The organism is Myxococcus sp. CA005 (assembly GCF_006518205.1).
Classification (GTDB): Bacteria; Myxococcota; Myxococcia; order Myxococcales; family Myxococcaceae; genus Myxococcus; species Myxococcus xanthus.
This window is the reverse complement of record NZ_SRLV01000020.1, coordinates 65,212-81,660: the sequence shown is the minus strand read 5'-3', so window position 1 is coordinate 81,660 and position 16,449 is coordinate 65,212. Positions and strand designations below refer to the sequence as shown.

Below are 16,449 nucleotides of genomic sequence, written 5' to 3'. Positions count from 1 at the left end.
CGATGTCAGCGCAAGGAAGCGATACGAGCTACGGCGAGCTGATGAAGCGCGCACTTCTGAAGTTGCAGGAGACGCAGTCGAAGCTCGATGCCCATGAGCAGGAAAAGCACGGGGCCATTGCCATTGTCGGCATCGGCTGCCGCTTCCCGGGGGGCGTTACCAGTCCTGGCGAATACTGGCGCCTGCTCTCCGAGGGCGTGGACACCGTCACCGAGATTCCATCCGACCGGTGGAACGCGGACAGCTTCTTCCACCCCGACCCGGACCATCCCGGTGGCATCTACACGCGCCACGGGAGCTTCCTGAGGGACATCGACCAGTTCGAACCGCGCTTCTTCGGCATCTCCCCGCGTGAGGCGGCGCGGATGGACCCGCAGCACCGGCTCTTGCTGGAGGTCGCCTGGGAGGCCGTGGAGCGTGGCGGCCGGAATCCGACGAGCCTGAGCGGGACGCGGACTGGCGTGTTCGTCGGGCTGATGGGGCAGGACTACACGCAAATTGCCACCCAGTCCCCGGAGCTCATCGACGCCCACACCGGCGCGGGGAATGGCGCGAGCGTCGCCGCGGGACGCCTGTCGTATTCCTTCGGACTCGAAGGGCCTAGCCTCACGGTCGATACCGCGTGCTCCTCGTCACTGGTCGCGGTGCACCTGGCCATCCGCAGTCTGCGTCAGCGGGAGAGCGACTTCGCGCTGGCGGGCGGGGTGAACCTGGTCCTCTCTCCCGTCGCGACGCTGATTGAGTCGCGCACGCACATGCTGTCGGCCGATGGCCGGTGCAAGACCTTCGACGCCTCGGCGAACGGCATCGGGCGAGGGGAGGGCTGTGGGCTCGTCTTCCTGCGGCGCCTGTCGGACGCGATCGCGGATGGGGACCCCATCGTCGCGGTGATTCGCGGCTCGGCGGTGAACCAGGATGGGCGGACCAGTGGGCTCACGGTGCCCAACGGGCTTGCCCAGCAGCGCGTCATCCGGGATGCCCTGCGGGACGGACAGGTGGAGCCCGCGAAGGTGGGCTACGTCGAGGCTCACGGGACGGGGACGTCGCTGGGCGACCCCATCGAGCTGGAGGCCCTCGCGTCCGTCTACTGCGCCAGGACGGGACGGCAGCAGCCCCTGATGGCCGGCTCGGTGAAGACGAACATGGGGCACCTCGAAGGTGCGTCCGGTATCGCGGGGTTGATCAAATCCGCGCTGTGCCTGGCGAACGAGGAGGTCCCGCCGCATCTCCACCTGCGCACGCCCACGTCGCATGTGGACTGGAAGCAGTTGGCCATCGAAGTGCCGACCGCGCGCCGTCCGTGGCAGGGGACGGAGTCGCGCTTCGCGGCGGTGAGTTCGTTTGGCTTCTCGGGGACGAACGCGCACGTCGTCCTGGAGTCCGCGCCACGGCCGAAGTCTCCGGTCCGGGATGTGGAACGCTCGCGTCACGTCCTGGCGCTCTCCGCACGCTCGAACGCCAGTCTTCGCAGGCTGGCCGGGTCCATCGCGGAGGAGCTGTCGCTGGGCCCCGCGGAAGGGCTCGCGGATATCTGCCACACGGCGAACACCGGCCGGAGCGCCATGGAAGAGCGCGTGGCCTTCACGGCTTCGACCTCCGAGGAGCTGACCGAGGCGCTGCGTGCGTTCAGCCGTGGAGCGCCCACGGTCCGCGAGACCTGCGTGGAAGGCCGCCGCGACGCCGAGGCACCGCGCGTCGCGTTCATCTTCACGGGCCAGGGTTCCCAGTACGCGGGCATGGGCCGGGAGCTGTTCGACACGCAGCCCGAGTTCCGCCGGGAACTCCTGCGCTTCGAGGGCATCCTGAAGCCGCACCTGGAGCGGCCGCTCACCGAGGTGCTCTTCCAGGACACGGAAGGGGCGCTGGACGAGACGCGATACACCCAGCCAGCGCTGGTGGCGCTGGAGCTGGCGTTGGCGCACCTGCTGCGAGCGTGGGGCCTGCGCGCCGACGCGGTCCTGGGCCACAGCGTGGGCGAGTACGCGGCGGCCATGTTCGCGGGCGTCCTGGAGCCCGAGGCCGGCTTGCCCCTGGTGGCTGAGCGCGCTCGGCTGATGCAGGCGCTGCCCGAGCGCGGCGCGATGCTGGCCGTGTTCGCCGAGTCTGCGCGCGTGCTGCCGCTCATCGCCGGGCATCCCCGGGTGACGGTGGCGGCCATCAACGGGCCGCGGAACACCGTCATCTCGGGGGACAGCGCGGCCATCGAAGCCGTGGTCCAGGCGCTCGTGGAGGCGGGCATCGAGAGCCGGCGATTGAAGGTGTCACACGCGTTCCACTCTCCGCTGATGCAGCCGATGCTGGCGGAGTTCGAGCGGGCCGCGAGCCGGGCCTCCTTCCAGAAGCCGCGCCTTCCCCTCATCTCGAACCTCGACGGACGCGAAGCAGGCGAGGCCATCACCCAGCCGGCCTACTGGTCCCGGCATGTCCTCCAGCCCGTGCGCTTCGAGGACGGCATCCGGACGCTCCTCCAGCGCGGGGTGCGTGTGTTCCTGGAGGTGGGCCCGAAGCCCTCGCTGTCCAACCTCGCGCGGGACGTGGTTGCGGGTGAAGAGGCGCTGTGGCTGGAGACGCTTCACCCCCGCCGCTCCGACTGGGCCGGCCTGCTCCGGGCGATGTCCGAGCTGTATGTGCGCGGCGCCAGGCTGGACTGGGAGCGCTTCGATGCGGGCTATGCGCGGACCCGCAAGGCCCTGCCGACCTATCCCTTCGAGCGGCAGCGGTACTGGCTGGATGTGCCCGCGCCGTGGACGCGCACGTCGCGCCGTGCGTCGACTCACCCGTTGCTGGGGACGCGTCTGGAGTCCGCCGCTTTGAAGGAGGGGACGACCGTCTTCTCCAGTGAGCTGTCGGCGGGAACCGTGCCTTTCGTGGCGGACCATCGGGTGTACGGCAAGGCGGTGGTTCCCGCGGCGGCCTACGTGGAGATGCTGGCCTCGGCGGCGGCGCAGGTGCTCGGAACGGAGTCGCTGCGGCTGGAGGACATCTCCCTGCTTCAGCCGCTGGTGCTCCCCGAACAGCAGACGCGGGTCGTCCAGACGTTGCTGGAGGACCAGGGCGAGGCGGGCCTTGCGTGCAAGGTGGTGAGCCGGGGGGACGAGCGCTCGGAGGAGGGCGGCGGCGGATCGCGCGCGGCCTGGGTCACCCATGTGACGTGCCGGGTGTCGGCACTGAGCACCGTGGCCCCATCGGTGGATCGGGAGGCGTGGGGTCGTGACTGCGCGACGCCTGTTTCCATTGATGAACTCTCCGCCGTCTTCACGCACCACGGGCTCGACTATGGGCCGTCCCTGCGGGTGCTGACGTCGCTGCATCGGGGGACTGGGGCCGCGCTGTCGTTGGGCCAGGTGGAAGACCGGAGCGGGCACTACCGCGTCCACCCGGCGCTCTTCGACGGCTGCTTGCGCACGGCGGCGGCGGTGTCGCGGCTCACGGAGGAAGACGCGCTGCACCTCCCCGTGGCCTTGCAGACGCTGGACCTGTACCGGCCGCTGCCGGAGCGGGTCTGGACGTATGCGGCGCAGCCTCCCCGGGAGGGACAGGAGGGCTTCTCCGCGACGGACCTGACCCTGTGTGACGACGATGGCGCCGTGGTGGCTGTCGTGTCGGGGTTCTCGGTGCGCAAGGCCGAACGCGACGTGTTGCTGCGTGGGCTCGAAAACGACTTCCAGGACTGGCTCTACCGCCTCAACTGGGTGTCGCGTGCCGTCACGGAGGAAGCCCACTCCGCGAATCAGCATTGGGCCGTCTTCGCCAGCGAGGACGACTTCGCCTCGGACCTGGTGCAGGTGCTTTCGCAGCGTGGCGAGCGCTGCACGTTGGTGCGCAAGGGGGAGTCATTCAGCAGCACGCCAGAGGGCTTCCGCATCAATCCCGCCAACCCGGAGGACCATGCGCGGTTGGTCAAGGCGTGGGCGAATCAGCCTCCCACGGGGCTGTTGTACCTCTGGGGCCTCGATGAGGGAGGCCATGCGGGTGACGCGGGCGCCAGGCTCGACGCGGCTCAGGAGTTGGGATGCCTGGGCGCGCTGCGGTTGACGCAGGCCCTGGCGCATGGACAGGGAGCGTCGCCCCGGCTGGTGCTGGTGACGCGGGGCACGCAAAGCCTGCCCTCCGATACGCACGGCGCCCGCGTCGCGCAGGCGCCGCTGTGGGGCTTCGGACAGGCCGTGGCGACGGAGTTGCCCGAACTGCGGTGCCTCCGCATCGACCTGCCCGCGGAGCCCCGGTCCGAAGACCTGGGCACCTTCGTGCGGGCGCTCGCGTTGCCGGATGGGGAGTCTGGCGCTGCCATTCGTGGCGGCGGTCTCTACACCCCCCGGCTCGAGCGGGCCCGTTCACGGTCGGTCGCGGCGAAGAAGGTGTCCATCATCGGGGAGGCCACCTATCTCGTCGCGGGAGGCCTGGGGGGACTCGGCCTGCGTGCAGCCAACTGGTTGGCGGCACAGGGCGCACGGCATCTGGTCCTGATGGGGCGCAGTGCTCCGTCGCCTGAAGCCCGCGCCCAGCTCGATGCGCTCGAGTCCCAGGGCGTGAAGGTGCGGGTCGCACGGGTGGACATCGCGTCTCACGACGCCATGGCGGACCTCTTCGCGAGCCTGCGCGAAGCCCCGCCCGTGCGCGGCATCATTCATTCGGCGGGCGTCCTCCGCGATGGAACGCTCGCCAACCAGACGTCCGAGCAGTTCCGGGAGGTGCTGGCCCCCAAGCTTCAGGGCGCGTGGAACCTCCATGCGCTCAGCCAGGGCATGGCGCTGGACTTCTTCGTCTGCTTCTCGTCCGCCGCGTCGCTCATCGGGTCGCCGGGCCAGTCGAACTACGTCGCCGCGAATGCCTTCCTCGATGCGCTGGTCCATCTGCGCCACGCGGAGGGGCTGCCCGCGCTGACGCTCAACTGGGGCTCGTGGGCTGAGACGGGCATGGCGGCGCGGCTGGAGCGGGCAGCCTCCGCGCGGCCGGGGGCGCAGGGCTTCGGCGCCATTCCCGTCCAGCAGGGCTTCAGCGTCCTGGAGCGGCTCATCGGGAGCGCGCAAGTCCAGTGGGGCGTCTTCCCCGTGGACTGGACGCGGCTGGCGGAGCAGTTGCCAGGGCTCGCGCGGCAGGCGCTCGTCCAGGGCTTGCTGGGGAGCGTGCCACAGCGGGCGCAAGCGCCGGCCTTCCGCGCGCAGTTGGACGCGGCGCCGCCGAATCGCAAGGCGGAGTTGCTGCGTCAGCACGTCGCGGGGCAGGTGTCCGCGACGTTGGGCATGCCGGAGTCGGAGCGGCTGTCCGGAAACGAGCGCCTGTTCGAACTGGGCGTCGATTCGCTGCTGGCCATCGAAATCAAGAACCGGCTCGCGAGCAGTCTCGGGCGAAGCCTGCGTTCGACGCTGATTTTCGACTTCCCCACCGTGAACGGACTCGTCGCGCATCTGGCCGAGGAGCTGGAGCTGGGGACAGAGGTTCAGAAGAAGCAGGAAGCATCGCGGGAGGCGCAGGGCGCGCTCTCCGCGGAGATTCAAGGGCTGTCGGAGCAGGAGCTGACGTCCCTCATCGACCAGGAGCTGGAGAGCGCGCTCACCAGATGAGACCCTGATGGCGAAACTATCTACACGCATTTCCGAATTGCCTGTCGTCAAGCTCGCGTACCTCGCGAGCCAGCTGCGCTCGAAGAAGGAGCTGCTGGCGGCCGAGCCCATCGCCGTGGTGGGCATGTCCTGTCGCTTCCCCGGCGGAGGTGACCTGCCAGAGACGTTCTGGGAGCTGCTCGCCGAGGGCCGCGACGCGACACGGGAGGTGCCCGCCTCACGCTGGGACGTCGACGCGTTCTACGACCCCACGCCCGGTGTCCCGGGAAAGATGTACACGCGCCGAGGCGCCTTCATCGACGGCGTCGACCTGTTCGACCCTGGCTTCTTCGGCATCACGCCGCGTGATGCCAAGGGCATGGACCCACAGCAGCGCTTGTTGCTGGAGGAGTGCTGGCGAGCCTTGGAGCGCGCCGGCATCCCACCCGCCGGCCTCACCGGGAGCCGCACCGGCATCTTCCTGGGGCTGATGCACAACGACTACAACCTGCTGGGCATCGCCGAGAACATGGAGTTCCACTCGGCGTCGCTCAATTACCCGTCCGTCGCCGCGGGACGCATCTCCCACACGCTGGGCCTTCAGGGGCCCGCGGTCTCCGTGGACACGGCGTGCTCGTCGTCCGCGGTGGCCATCCACCTGGCCTGTCAGAGCCTCCGCAACGACGAGAGCGACCTCGCGCTCGCCGCGGGCGCGAACCTGAACCTCTCTCCCGTCACGGTGATGGTGGAGTGCCAGAACCGCATGCTGGCGGCGGATGGCCGCTGCAAGACGTTCGACGCCTCCGCGGACGGCTTCGGGCGCGGCGAGGGTTGCGGCGTCGTCGTGCTCAAGCGCTTGTCGGATGCGCTGGCCCATGGCGATGCCATCCTCGGCGTCATCCGGGGCTCGGCGGTCACACATGACGGCCGCAGCAGCGGGATGATGGTGCCGAACGGACGCTCGCAGGAGCGCGTCATCCGGGCGGCCCTGGATAGCTGTGGCGTGGAGCCGGACCAGGTGGGCTACATCGAGGCCCATGGGACGGGGACACTGCTCGGCGACCCCATCGAGATGGAGGCGCTGCGGTCCGTCTTCGGGCGCAAGGGCGCTCGCGGTGAGCCGCTGTACGTCGGCTCGGTGAAGACGAACATCGGGCACCTGGAGGCAGCCGCCGGTATCGCGGGGCTCATCAAGGTCCTGCTCGCCTTGCAGAACGAGGCCATCCCCGCCCACCTGAACTTCGAGCGGCCCAATCCGAACATCCGCTGGGACGACCTGCCCGTCACCATCCCCACGGCCACGCGGCCCTGGCTGCGCGGTGACAAGCGCCGTATCGCGGGCGTCAGCAGCTTCGGCTTCAGCGGCACCAACGTGCACATGGTCGTGGAGGAAGCCCCCGTGCTGGCGCGGCCCCGCGTGGACGCGGAGCGCCCGGCCCATGTGCTGACGCTGTCGGCGAAGAGCGAAGCCGCGCTCGAAGCGCTGATGGAAGCGCAGGAACGCGCGTTGCCGGAGGACCCGGCGGCGCTGGGAGACTGGTGCTACACGGCGAACACGGGCCGCTCCCAGTTCGAGCACCGCGCCGCTGTTTCGGGCGCCACGGCCGCGGAGCTGCGCGCGAACCTGACGCGGCTGCGCGAAGAGAAGCTGCGCCCAGCGCGCGAACCCCTGCGCGGAACGGAGAGCCCCCGGCCTGTCTTCCTCTTCACGGGGCAGGGCGCGCTTCGCCCTGGAGTGGGGCGGGAACTCTTCGAGACGCAGCCGGTGTTCCGGGCAGCGGTGGAGCGGTGCTCGAAGGCGCTGGAGGGCCTGCTCGATTGCAGCCTCGAAGCGCTCCTCTTCGGTGAGTCTTCCGCGATGCTTCTGGAGGACACGCGCCATGCGCAGCCCGCGCTGGTGGCTCTGGAGTATGCGCTGGCGGAGCTGTGGGGCGCCTGGGGCGTCACGCCAGCGGCCCTCATCGGGCACAGCCTGGGAGAGTATGCCGCGGCCGCTGTCGCGGGGGTGTTCAGCATCGAGGAGGCGCTGCGTCTGGTCGTGACGCGTGCGCGGCTCATCGGCGAGCTGCTGGGCCCAGGCGCGATGCTGGCGGTCTCTGCTCCGCTCGACACGGTGAACCGGGCCATCGCGCCGCACGCCGGCTCGGTCTCCCTGGCGGCGGTCAACGGCCCTGATGACGTGGTCATCTCCGGGACGCCCGACGCCATCACCGAGGTGGAGCAGGCGCTGTCGAGCCAGGGCATCCAGACGAAGCGTCTGCGGATGTCCTACGCCTTCCACTCCACGCAGATGGAGCCCGTGCTGAAGCCGTTCGCCGAGGCCTTCCAAGGGCTCACGCTGTCGGCACCGCGCATCCCGCTGGTGTCCACACTGGAGGGCCGGCGTGTCGGCGACGAGGTCTCCCGGCCCGAGTACTGGTGCCGTCAGATTCTAGAGCCCGTCGCCTTCGCCAAGGCGCTGGAGGCGTCGCGGGAGGACGGGCACCGGACCTATCTGGAGCTGGGGCCGGCGCCCATCCTGGCTGGCATTGGCCGCAGGACGTTCCAGTCGGAAGAGCTGTGCTGGCTCCCCAGCCTGCGTCCGTCCACCGGAGAGACAGCGCAGCTGCTCTCCAGCGTGGCGGAGCTGTACATGCGTGGCTTCGACGTGGATTGGGCTGCGTTCGATGCGCCTTTCGAGCGGCGCCCGCGCTGCTTGCCGACGCATCCCTTCCAACGTGAGCGCTACTGGATGGACTTGCAAAGCCCCGAGAATCGCCGGGGCTATGCGGCGCGTGACGATGCCGCGCGAGGCGATGCGCACTCCCTGCCGGGGACACCGCTGTCGCTCGCGGGGGCGAAGGAAACGCGCTTCGCGGCCCGGCTGAGCAGGCACGAGCCCGCTTTCATCGAGGAGCATCGTGTGCTGGGCAACCCAGTGCTGCCGGCCGCCTGCTACGTCGAGATGGCGCTCGGCGCCGCGCACCACGCGACGTCTGGCGGGAAACCTCTGGAGCTCACGGCCATCGAGCTGGAGCGGGCGTTGGTCTTCGCCGAGGGACAGTCACAGGACGTCCAGACGGTGCTGACGCCCGAGGAGCAGGGCTCTCGCTTCGAAATCTTCGGGCAGGCGACAGGGACGGCGGATCGGAATTGGGCCCGGCTGGCGCAGGGCCGCATCACCGAGGGCCGCATGAACCCGGAGCACGTGGCCCTGGAGTCGGAGCTGTTGCAGGCGTTCCCCCGGCAGGGCTCCGTCAGCGCGCACTACGACATGATGGCGCGCGGTGGGTTGGAGTACGGCCCTTCGTTCCGAGGCATCGATGCGCTGCGGTTCGGCGGGGAGGGATGCCTCGCCCACGTGCGGCTGCCCGATGCGCTCGTCATCGGTTTGGGGGACTACTGGCTGCATCCGTTGCTGCTCGACGCATGCTTCCAGACGGCGGCGGCGGCGTTCACGGACGGCGGCGCGCAGGTGGCGGGAGAAGGGCAGGGACGCATTCCGGTCGCCATCGAGCGGCTGCGTTGGTTCAAGCGGCCTGGGAGCAGCATCTGGGTGCACGCCCGAACCGGGGCGCGCACGTCGCTCTCGGAGGGACTGGCGAGCGCCGACCTCCGCATCCTGGACGAGGACGGCACCGTCGTCGCCGAGGTGGAAGGCCTGCTGCTGAAGCAGGTCGACCGCCGCGCGTTCCAGGCGGCCTTCTCGGGGGCGATGCAGGAACTCCTCTTCGAGCTGGCGTGGCGGGAGCAGCCCGCGCCCTCCGCGCGTGACCAGGTGGCTTCGCAGTCCGGGCCTTGGCTGTTGCTGGTGGACTCGGATCGCGTCGCGGACGAAGTCAGGACGTTGGCGCGGCAACGCGCTTGGATCTGCGTGGTGGCCACGCCCGGTGCGTCCTACGAACGCGTCGACGCGAACCACTACCGGCTGAACCCCCATGACGCGGCGGGCTTTGACCGGCTGCTCCAGGACGTCTCCGCTCCAGCGGCAGTGGCCTATCTGTGGGGGCTCGGCGACCGTTCTCCCGAGGCCCTCTCCGGCGCGGTGACGTCGAGCACCTTGGGCGCGCTTCACCTCGTGAAAGCGATGGCGCGTGCCGGCTGGGCGCAGCCGCCTGCCCTCTGGATGGTGACGGAGAGCGCGGTGGCCGCCACGCCCACGGATGCGGTGGAGGGCTTTGCTCAGGCCTCCCTCTGGGGCTTCGGCCGCGCTGTGGCCATCGAGCACACGGAGTTCATGTGCCGCATGGTGGACCTGGAGCCGGGCTCCGAATCGCTGGAGCGCTTGTTCCTCCTCATGGCGCAGCCGCCGCAGGAGAACGTCTTGGCCCTGCGCGGCGGCCGGATCCTGGGCGCGCGCCTCGTGCGTCCTGGCAAGCCACCTGAACGCGCTGCCCCCGTGCGTATCCGCCCCGATGGCGTCTACCTCGTCACGGGAGGCCTCGGGGCGCTGGGGCTCGAGACTGCGGAGTGGCTGGTGGGGGCCGGGGCGCGGCACCTGCTGCTGGTGGGACGGAGCGAGCCCACGGACGCGGCGAACGCTCGGCTCGCGGCGCTGACCGCCCGGGGCGTCGGCGTCACCGTCGCGCGCGCGGATGTCTCACGACAGGAGGACGTGCAGCGACTGGTGGCGAGCGTGTCAGAGCGGGGCCTGTCCCTGCGAGGCATCATCCACACGGCGGGCGTGCTGGAGGACGGCGTCATCCTGCACCAGGATGCGGAGCGCTTCTCGCGCGTGTTCGCGCCCAAGGTGCAGGGCGCGTTGAACCTGCACCGCGCCACGGCCGGGATGCCGCTGGACCTCTTCGTCATGTACTCGTCCGCGGCCTCGCTGGTGGGCGTGGCGGGACAGTCGAACTACGTGGCGGCGAACAGCGTCCTGGACGCACTGGCGCACCACCGGAACCGCCTGGGTCTGCCAGCCCTCAGCATCAACTGGGGACGGTGGGCGGGCGCGGGCATGGCCGCGAAGAGCGCGGACCGGCCGGAAGCGTCGGATGCCGCCAGCCTCTCACCCGAAGTGGCGCTCCAGGTCTTCGAACAACTGCTGGAGCAGGGGGCCGTGCAGGTGGGCGTCGTGCCCTTCAGCGTCTCCTCGCTGGAGGCGGGGCCTTCGCCCGGCCATGGCCCCTTGTTCTCCGAGCTGATGCTCCGTGAGCAGGCCCGGTCCGCGGCGGCTTCGCGGATGCATGAGCTGATGGAAGAGCTGAAGCGGGCGGACGGGGAGCGCCGGCGCGCGCTGCTGACACGGTACGTACAGAGCCGGCTGGGGCCCTTGCTGGGCTTCGCCCCGGACCACGAGGTCCTCCAGAAGAGGATTTCCTTGAACGAGATGGGGCTCGATTCGCTGCGCGCGGTCGAGCTGAAGAACCGCATTGGCCGCGAGCTGGGAGTGGACCTGCTCATGGCGCGTTTCATCGACGGCACCACGCTCGACGGGATTGTGGATGCGCTGAGCACCCAGCTCGAGCTCAAGGAGCTGCTCGCGCGTGCTCCCGCGGCGGAGGCCGCAGCCGACATCGAGGAGTTGACGGTATGAATCTGGGGGAACTGCTCGCCGAGCTGAATCGGCGGGGCCTGGAAGTCCGGGTGGAAGGCGACGCGCTGAGGCTTCGCGGACCGAAAGGCGCCGCCACCGCAGAGCTTCGGCAGGCACTGGCGGAACACAAACCCGAGTTGCTCGAACTCCTGCGTGCCCATGACCGGGGGCAGGAGGAGGCGCCCATCGTCCCGGTTCAACGCACCGGGCCCGCGCCGCTCTCCTATGGGCAGACGCGGCTGTGGTTCCTCGACCGCTTGGAGCCTGGGAGCACCGCCTACAACCTGATGCTGGCGTTGCAGGTCGAAGGGCACCTCGACGTAGCCATCGTGAAGCGCTGCTTCACCGAGGTCATCCGCCGCCACGAGGTGCTGCGCACGCGGTATGCCGAGCACGCGGGCGTCCCGGTCCAGATTGTCGACCCGGAGCCCCGGTTCGACTTCCGCGTGCTCGACGAGCGCGAGGTGCTGGCCTCCGAACCCGCGGGCGTGGAGGCCTTCCTCCAGCGAGAGGGCAAGCGGCCCTTCGACCTGTCCACGGGCCCCGTGATGCGTGTGCTCATCATCGAGCGGGGGCCCCAGGGGCAGTACCTCCAGCTCTGCTTGCACCACATCGCGGCGGACGTGTGGGCGCAGGCCATCCTCGTCCGCGAAATCGTGACGTTATATGGCGCCTTCGCCAGCGGCCAACCTTCGCCGTTGCCGCCCCTGACGCTCCAGTACTCCGACTTCGCTGTCTGGCAGCGGGAGTACCTCCAGGGCGAGGTTCGCCAGAAGCTGGTGGACTACTGGCGCAGGAAGCTGGAGGGGGCGCCTCCGCTGCTCGAGCTCCCCACGGACCATCCTCGCCCCAAGGTGCAGTCGAACCGAGGCGGCGAGGTCCGCTTCGAAGTGGGCCCCCAGCTCACCGCCGCCCTGAAGGCACAGAGCCACACGGCCCGCACCACGCCCTTCGTGGGGATGCTGAGCGCGTTCTTCGTGCTCCTGCACCGCCTCACGGGGCGTGAGGACCTGGTCCTGGGCGCGAACTCCATCAACCGGACGCGTACGGAGCTGGAGCCGTTGGTGGGCTTCTTCGTGGACAACCTGGTGATGCGGGTGGACCTCGGTGGCGGCCCGGGGTTCGCCACGGTGCTGGAGCGCGTGCGTGAGACGGTGCTCGATGCCTTCGCTCACCAGGACCTGCCCTTCGACCTGCTCGTGGAGGAGCTGAGGCCCGCGCGCAGCCTGGGCTTCAACCCGCTGTTCCAGGTCGTGTTCGCCTGGGTCCGCGCTTCCGGCGAGGCCCAGGACGAGACGGGCCTCCGCATGCGGCCGCTCGAGTTCGAGGCGGAATCATCGCGCTTCGACCTCAACCTCTTCGTGGATGACCACGGCGACCGGCTGTCGGCGCGGATGGTGTTCAACCGCGACCTCTTCGAGCAGGGCACCATCCAGCACTACGTGGACTGCTTCCAGGTGCTGCTCGAAGGGCTCGTGGCCGAGCCCCAGCGGCCGGTGGGCGAGCTGCCCGTGCTCCCCGCGGATGTCCGCGAGCGCGTGCTCCGGCAGTGGAACGACACGGGGACGCCGGAGGCGGAAGGCGCGTGCCTCCATGCGCTCATCGAGGCCCAGGCGCTGCGCACGCCGGATGCGGTGGCCATCGTCGTGGACGACTGGGAGCTGACCTACGGCGAGCTCGACCAGCTCAGCGACCGGGTCGCAGCGTCACTCCAGGATTTGGACGTGGGACCGGAGGTGGTGGTCGGCGTCTACCTGGACCGTTCGGCGGAGCTCATCGTGAGCCTGCTGGCGGTGATGAAGGCAGGGGGCGCGTTCCTCGCGCTCGACGCAGACGAGCCCGTGGACCGGCTCCGCCACATCGTGGCGGATGCCCGGCCCCGGGTGGTGATTTCTTCCGCGAAGCTGTCCGAGCGCCTCTGGGGCATGGGGGGCTTCGTCACGCTCCACGTGGACGAAGGCTACCGGGACATGCCCGCCGCGCCGGGCCAGCAGCTCCGCCGCGACGTCCTCCCCGACCACCTGGCCTACATCCTCTACACGTCAGGCTCGACGGGCCGGCCCAAGGGCACGGAAATCACGCACCGGAGCATCGTCAACTACCTGCGCTGGAGCGTGGACGCCTACCGGCTTCGCGAAGGGACGGGGAGCCCGGTGATTGGCTCCGTCAGCTTCGACGGAACGCTGACGAGCCTCTTCGCGCCGCTCCTGGCGGGCCGCGCGCTGTTCCTCGTGCCACGTGGTCACGAAATCGACCAGTTGACGTCCCGGGACTACCCCGAGCAGGGCTTCAGCTTCATCAAGATGACGCCGTCGCACCTGCGGGCCTTCAACGGCCTGGGGCGCACGCGCGAGGTGCTCGGCCGCACCCATGCGGTGGTGCTGGGCGGGGAAGGGCTGCACGGCGTGGATCTGGCCCCATGGCGGGAGCAGGGCCTCCCCACGCGCGTCATCAACGAGTACGGCCCCACCGAGGCCGCGGTGGCGTGCTGCTTCGAGACACTGCTGCCGGATGGAACACCTCCCCCGGAGCGGGTGCCCATTGGCCGGCCCATCTCGCACATGCGGTTGTACATCCTGGACCGGTACCTCCAGCCCGTGCCCGTTGGCGTACCCGGCGAGCTGTACATCGGCGGCGTCGGACTGGCCCGAGGCTACCTGCGCCGGCCGGACCTGACGGCGGAGCGCTTCGTCCCCAACCCCTTCGACGGGGGCCTGGAGGGCTCGCGGCTCTACCGCACGGGGGACCACGCCCGGTACCTCTCCGACGGCCGCATCGAATACCTGGGCCGCCAGGACGACCAGCTCAAGATTCGCGGTCACCGCGTCGAGACGGGAGAGGTGGAGGCCGCGCTGGGCCGCCATCCCGACGTCGTCCAGGCCGCGGTGCTCCTGCAGCGCCTCCCGAGCGGGGCGCCGCGCCTGGTGGCCTACGTGCAGCCCCAGTCGATGGAGAACGGTGACCTGCGGGCCGAGCTGCGCAAGTCCCTGCGTGAGGTGTTGCCCGAGTACATGATGCCGGAGGTCATCGCGGTCCTCCCGGAGCTGCCGCTGACGCCCAGCGGGAAGATTGACCGCAAGGCGCTCCCGCCCGTGGCGTCCGAGGCCCCCGTCGCCAGCGCGCTGGCCCGCACGGAAGCGCGGACCGAGACGGAGCGGCAACTCCAGGCGCTGTTCGGTGAACTCCTGGGACTGAGCTCCGTGGCGCCCACCGACAGCTTCTTCGAACTGGGAGGCCATTCGCTCCTCGCCGTCACGCTCATCTCGCGCATCTCCGCGAAGCTGGACATCGAGGTGCCCCTCAACGAGGTGTTCGACCGGCCCTCCGTGGAGTCCCTGGCGCACTGGATTGACGAACACTCCAGCAAGGTCACCGCGCTGATTCGCCAGCTTCCCGCCTGTGTGGTGGCGCTGAAGCCCCTGGGACACAAACCGCCGCTGTTCCTTGCCCCGCCGTCCGCTGGCAGTCCGGCCGTCTACGTCACCCTGGCCCGCCACCTGGACGCGGAGCAGCCCGTGTTCGGCTTCCAGATGCCTGGCGTCATGGACGACCAACTGCCACCCGAGACCATCGAGGACACCGCCGCGCTGTATGTGGCGGCCCTGCGGCAGGTCCAGCCGCGCGGGCCGTACCGGATCGCGGGCTGGTCCTACGGAGGACTCGTCGTCTGTGAAATGGCGCGGCAGCTCGAAGCGCTCGGGGAACAGGTGGCGCTGCTCGGCTTGATTGACGGCGCGGCGTTGGACCGGTTGTCCGCGCACGACGGTACCCCGCAGGAGATTCCCGCGGGCTCCCAGCTCATCAAGGTGCTGGGGGAAGCCCAGATGCCGCGGGACTATGCCAGCCTGAGATTGATAGGCGAATGGATGGGAATCAGCCTGCCCGAGGCATGGGCAGACCTGCTTCGTCGGGATACAGATGGGCAGTATTCATACCTGTGGCGTTTCTTGCGAGACAGCGCGCTGACGGCCCGGAATTTCCTGGCAACACGCCGCTCGGAGCAACTCTATACGTTCTCTTCGTATGGAGGCTCCGCCACACTTTTCAGGACGGGTCCGGTGACGATTGGAGGCGATCCGCTCGTCGACAGTGTGCGCAGATTCGCGCTCGCGGGGACGGAAGTGATACCGGTTCCGGGCAATCACATGACGCTCATCATGGATGAACGGAATGTCGCCGTGCTTGCAATTGAAATACAGAAATGTCTGGATAGGGCTTTGACGCTCCCGCCAATCGCAGAAATGTCTCGGGCGGAAATGCCAGCAAAGGGGCTGGCTGCGCAGCTCCTCATGGAGGTCATGTAATGCCGCACCGAGTCCTTGCAATGGATGGTACGTCTATTTCCGGCGGTGAAGGGTATGTCACCGCGGGCTTGCTCAAGTCGTTGAAGGAGACGCTGACCAGCCGCGGAGGCGGGCAGAGCCTGCTGAACGACGTGGAGCTGTTCTCCGGCACGTCCGCGGGCTCCTTCAACGCCGCGTTCTTCGCCACCTACGAGAACCCCGATGACGCCTTCCCCAAGATCCTCGACTTCTGGGGTGAGGTCGTCCAGATGAACCGCAAGGCGGTGTCGCTGGGGCGGACCGCCATGGCGCTGACGGGCAACGCCGCGCTGCTCGACTCCAGCTACATGCGCGACTTCTTCTGCAGCTACTTCGGCGCCACGTTGCGCCTGGGAGACCTGAAGCGGAAGGTGGCGCTGCCGTCCTTCCAGCTCGACGGCCACCGCAAGTCGCTGCGGACCTGGAAGGCGAAGATCTTCCACAACACCGGTCCGGACAACGACTCCGACCACAACGAGCTGGTGGTGGACGTGCTGATGCGCAGCGGTTCGCCTCCGCTCTCCTATCCCGTCTACCAGGGCATCCGGGAGCAGGGCAGCGGCTACGTCGACGGCGGCATCTTCGCCAACAACCCGTCGCTGGTGGCGCTGGCGCAGATCATCAACAACATCACCCGCAAGAGCCGCACGGAGAAGGTGGAGACGCTGGAGACGGAGCCGCCCGACCTGACGAACATCCTGATGATGTCGGTGGGCAACGGCTGCATGTCGTCGTACCTCACGCCGCACTTCTGTAAGGGCGTGGCCAACTGGGGCTTCTCCAAGTGGCTGCTGGACTTCCACGACCCCATGGTGCTCGTGAAGATGATGCTGGAGGCCGGCTCGGACGCGGCGGACTACCAGTGCCGCATGATTCTGCGGAAGAAGTACTTCCGGCTGAATCCCGTGGTGGACCAGACGCTCTCCGCGGCGAACCTCAAGCAGGTGGAGTCCACCGTCCAGAGCCTGCTGAGCACCCAGTCCACCGTCTCGCAGCTCAACCGTGCGCAGACGTGGCTCGGGAAGTCGGGCTGGGTGTCTGACGCGGCCAAGGCGGCCTAGCGCGA

4 protein-coding genes are annotated in these 16,449 nt (G+C 69.2%); all 4 read left to right on the top strand.

Features of this window, described 5'->3' with window-relative positions:
* Positions 1-2: 2 nt before the first annotated feature.
* The 4 genes from FMQ63_RS11640 to FMQ63_RS11625 are packed head-to-tail and all read left to right on the top strand — an operon-like array spanning position 3 to position 16,444.
* Complete coding sequence (locus FMQ63_RS11640; protein WP_011554301.1) at positions 3-5,564, top strand: type I polyketide synthase; 5,562 nt, start codon at positions 3-5, stop codon at positions 5,562-5,564.
* Between the two features lie 7 nt (positions 5,565-5,571).
* Positions 5,572-11,061, top strand: a complete 5,490-nt coding sequence (locus tag FMQ63_RS11635) for a type I polyketide synthase (protein ID WP_011554300.1) — start codon at positions 5,572-5,574, stop codon at positions 11,059-11,061.
* Positions 11,058-15,365: a non-ribosomal peptide synthetase gene (locus FMQ63_RS11630; RefSeq protein WP_011554299.1), complete on the top strand. Its 4,308-nt coding sequence runs from the start codon at positions 11,058-11,060 to the stop codon at positions 15,363-15,365. The genes FMQ63_RS11635 and FMQ63_RS11630 overlap by 4 nt, the downstream gene beginning before the upstream one ends.
* Positions 15,365-16,444 (top strand): patatin-like phospholipase family protein, encoded by a 1,080-nt coding sequence (locus tag FMQ63_RS11625; RefSeq protein ID WP_011554298.1) that lies wholly within the window; start codon positions 15,365-15,367, stop codon positions 16,442-16,444. The genes FMQ63_RS11630 and FMQ63_RS11625 overlap by 1 nt, the downstream gene beginning before the upstream one ends.
* Positions 16,445-16,449: the final 5 nt, after the last annotated feature.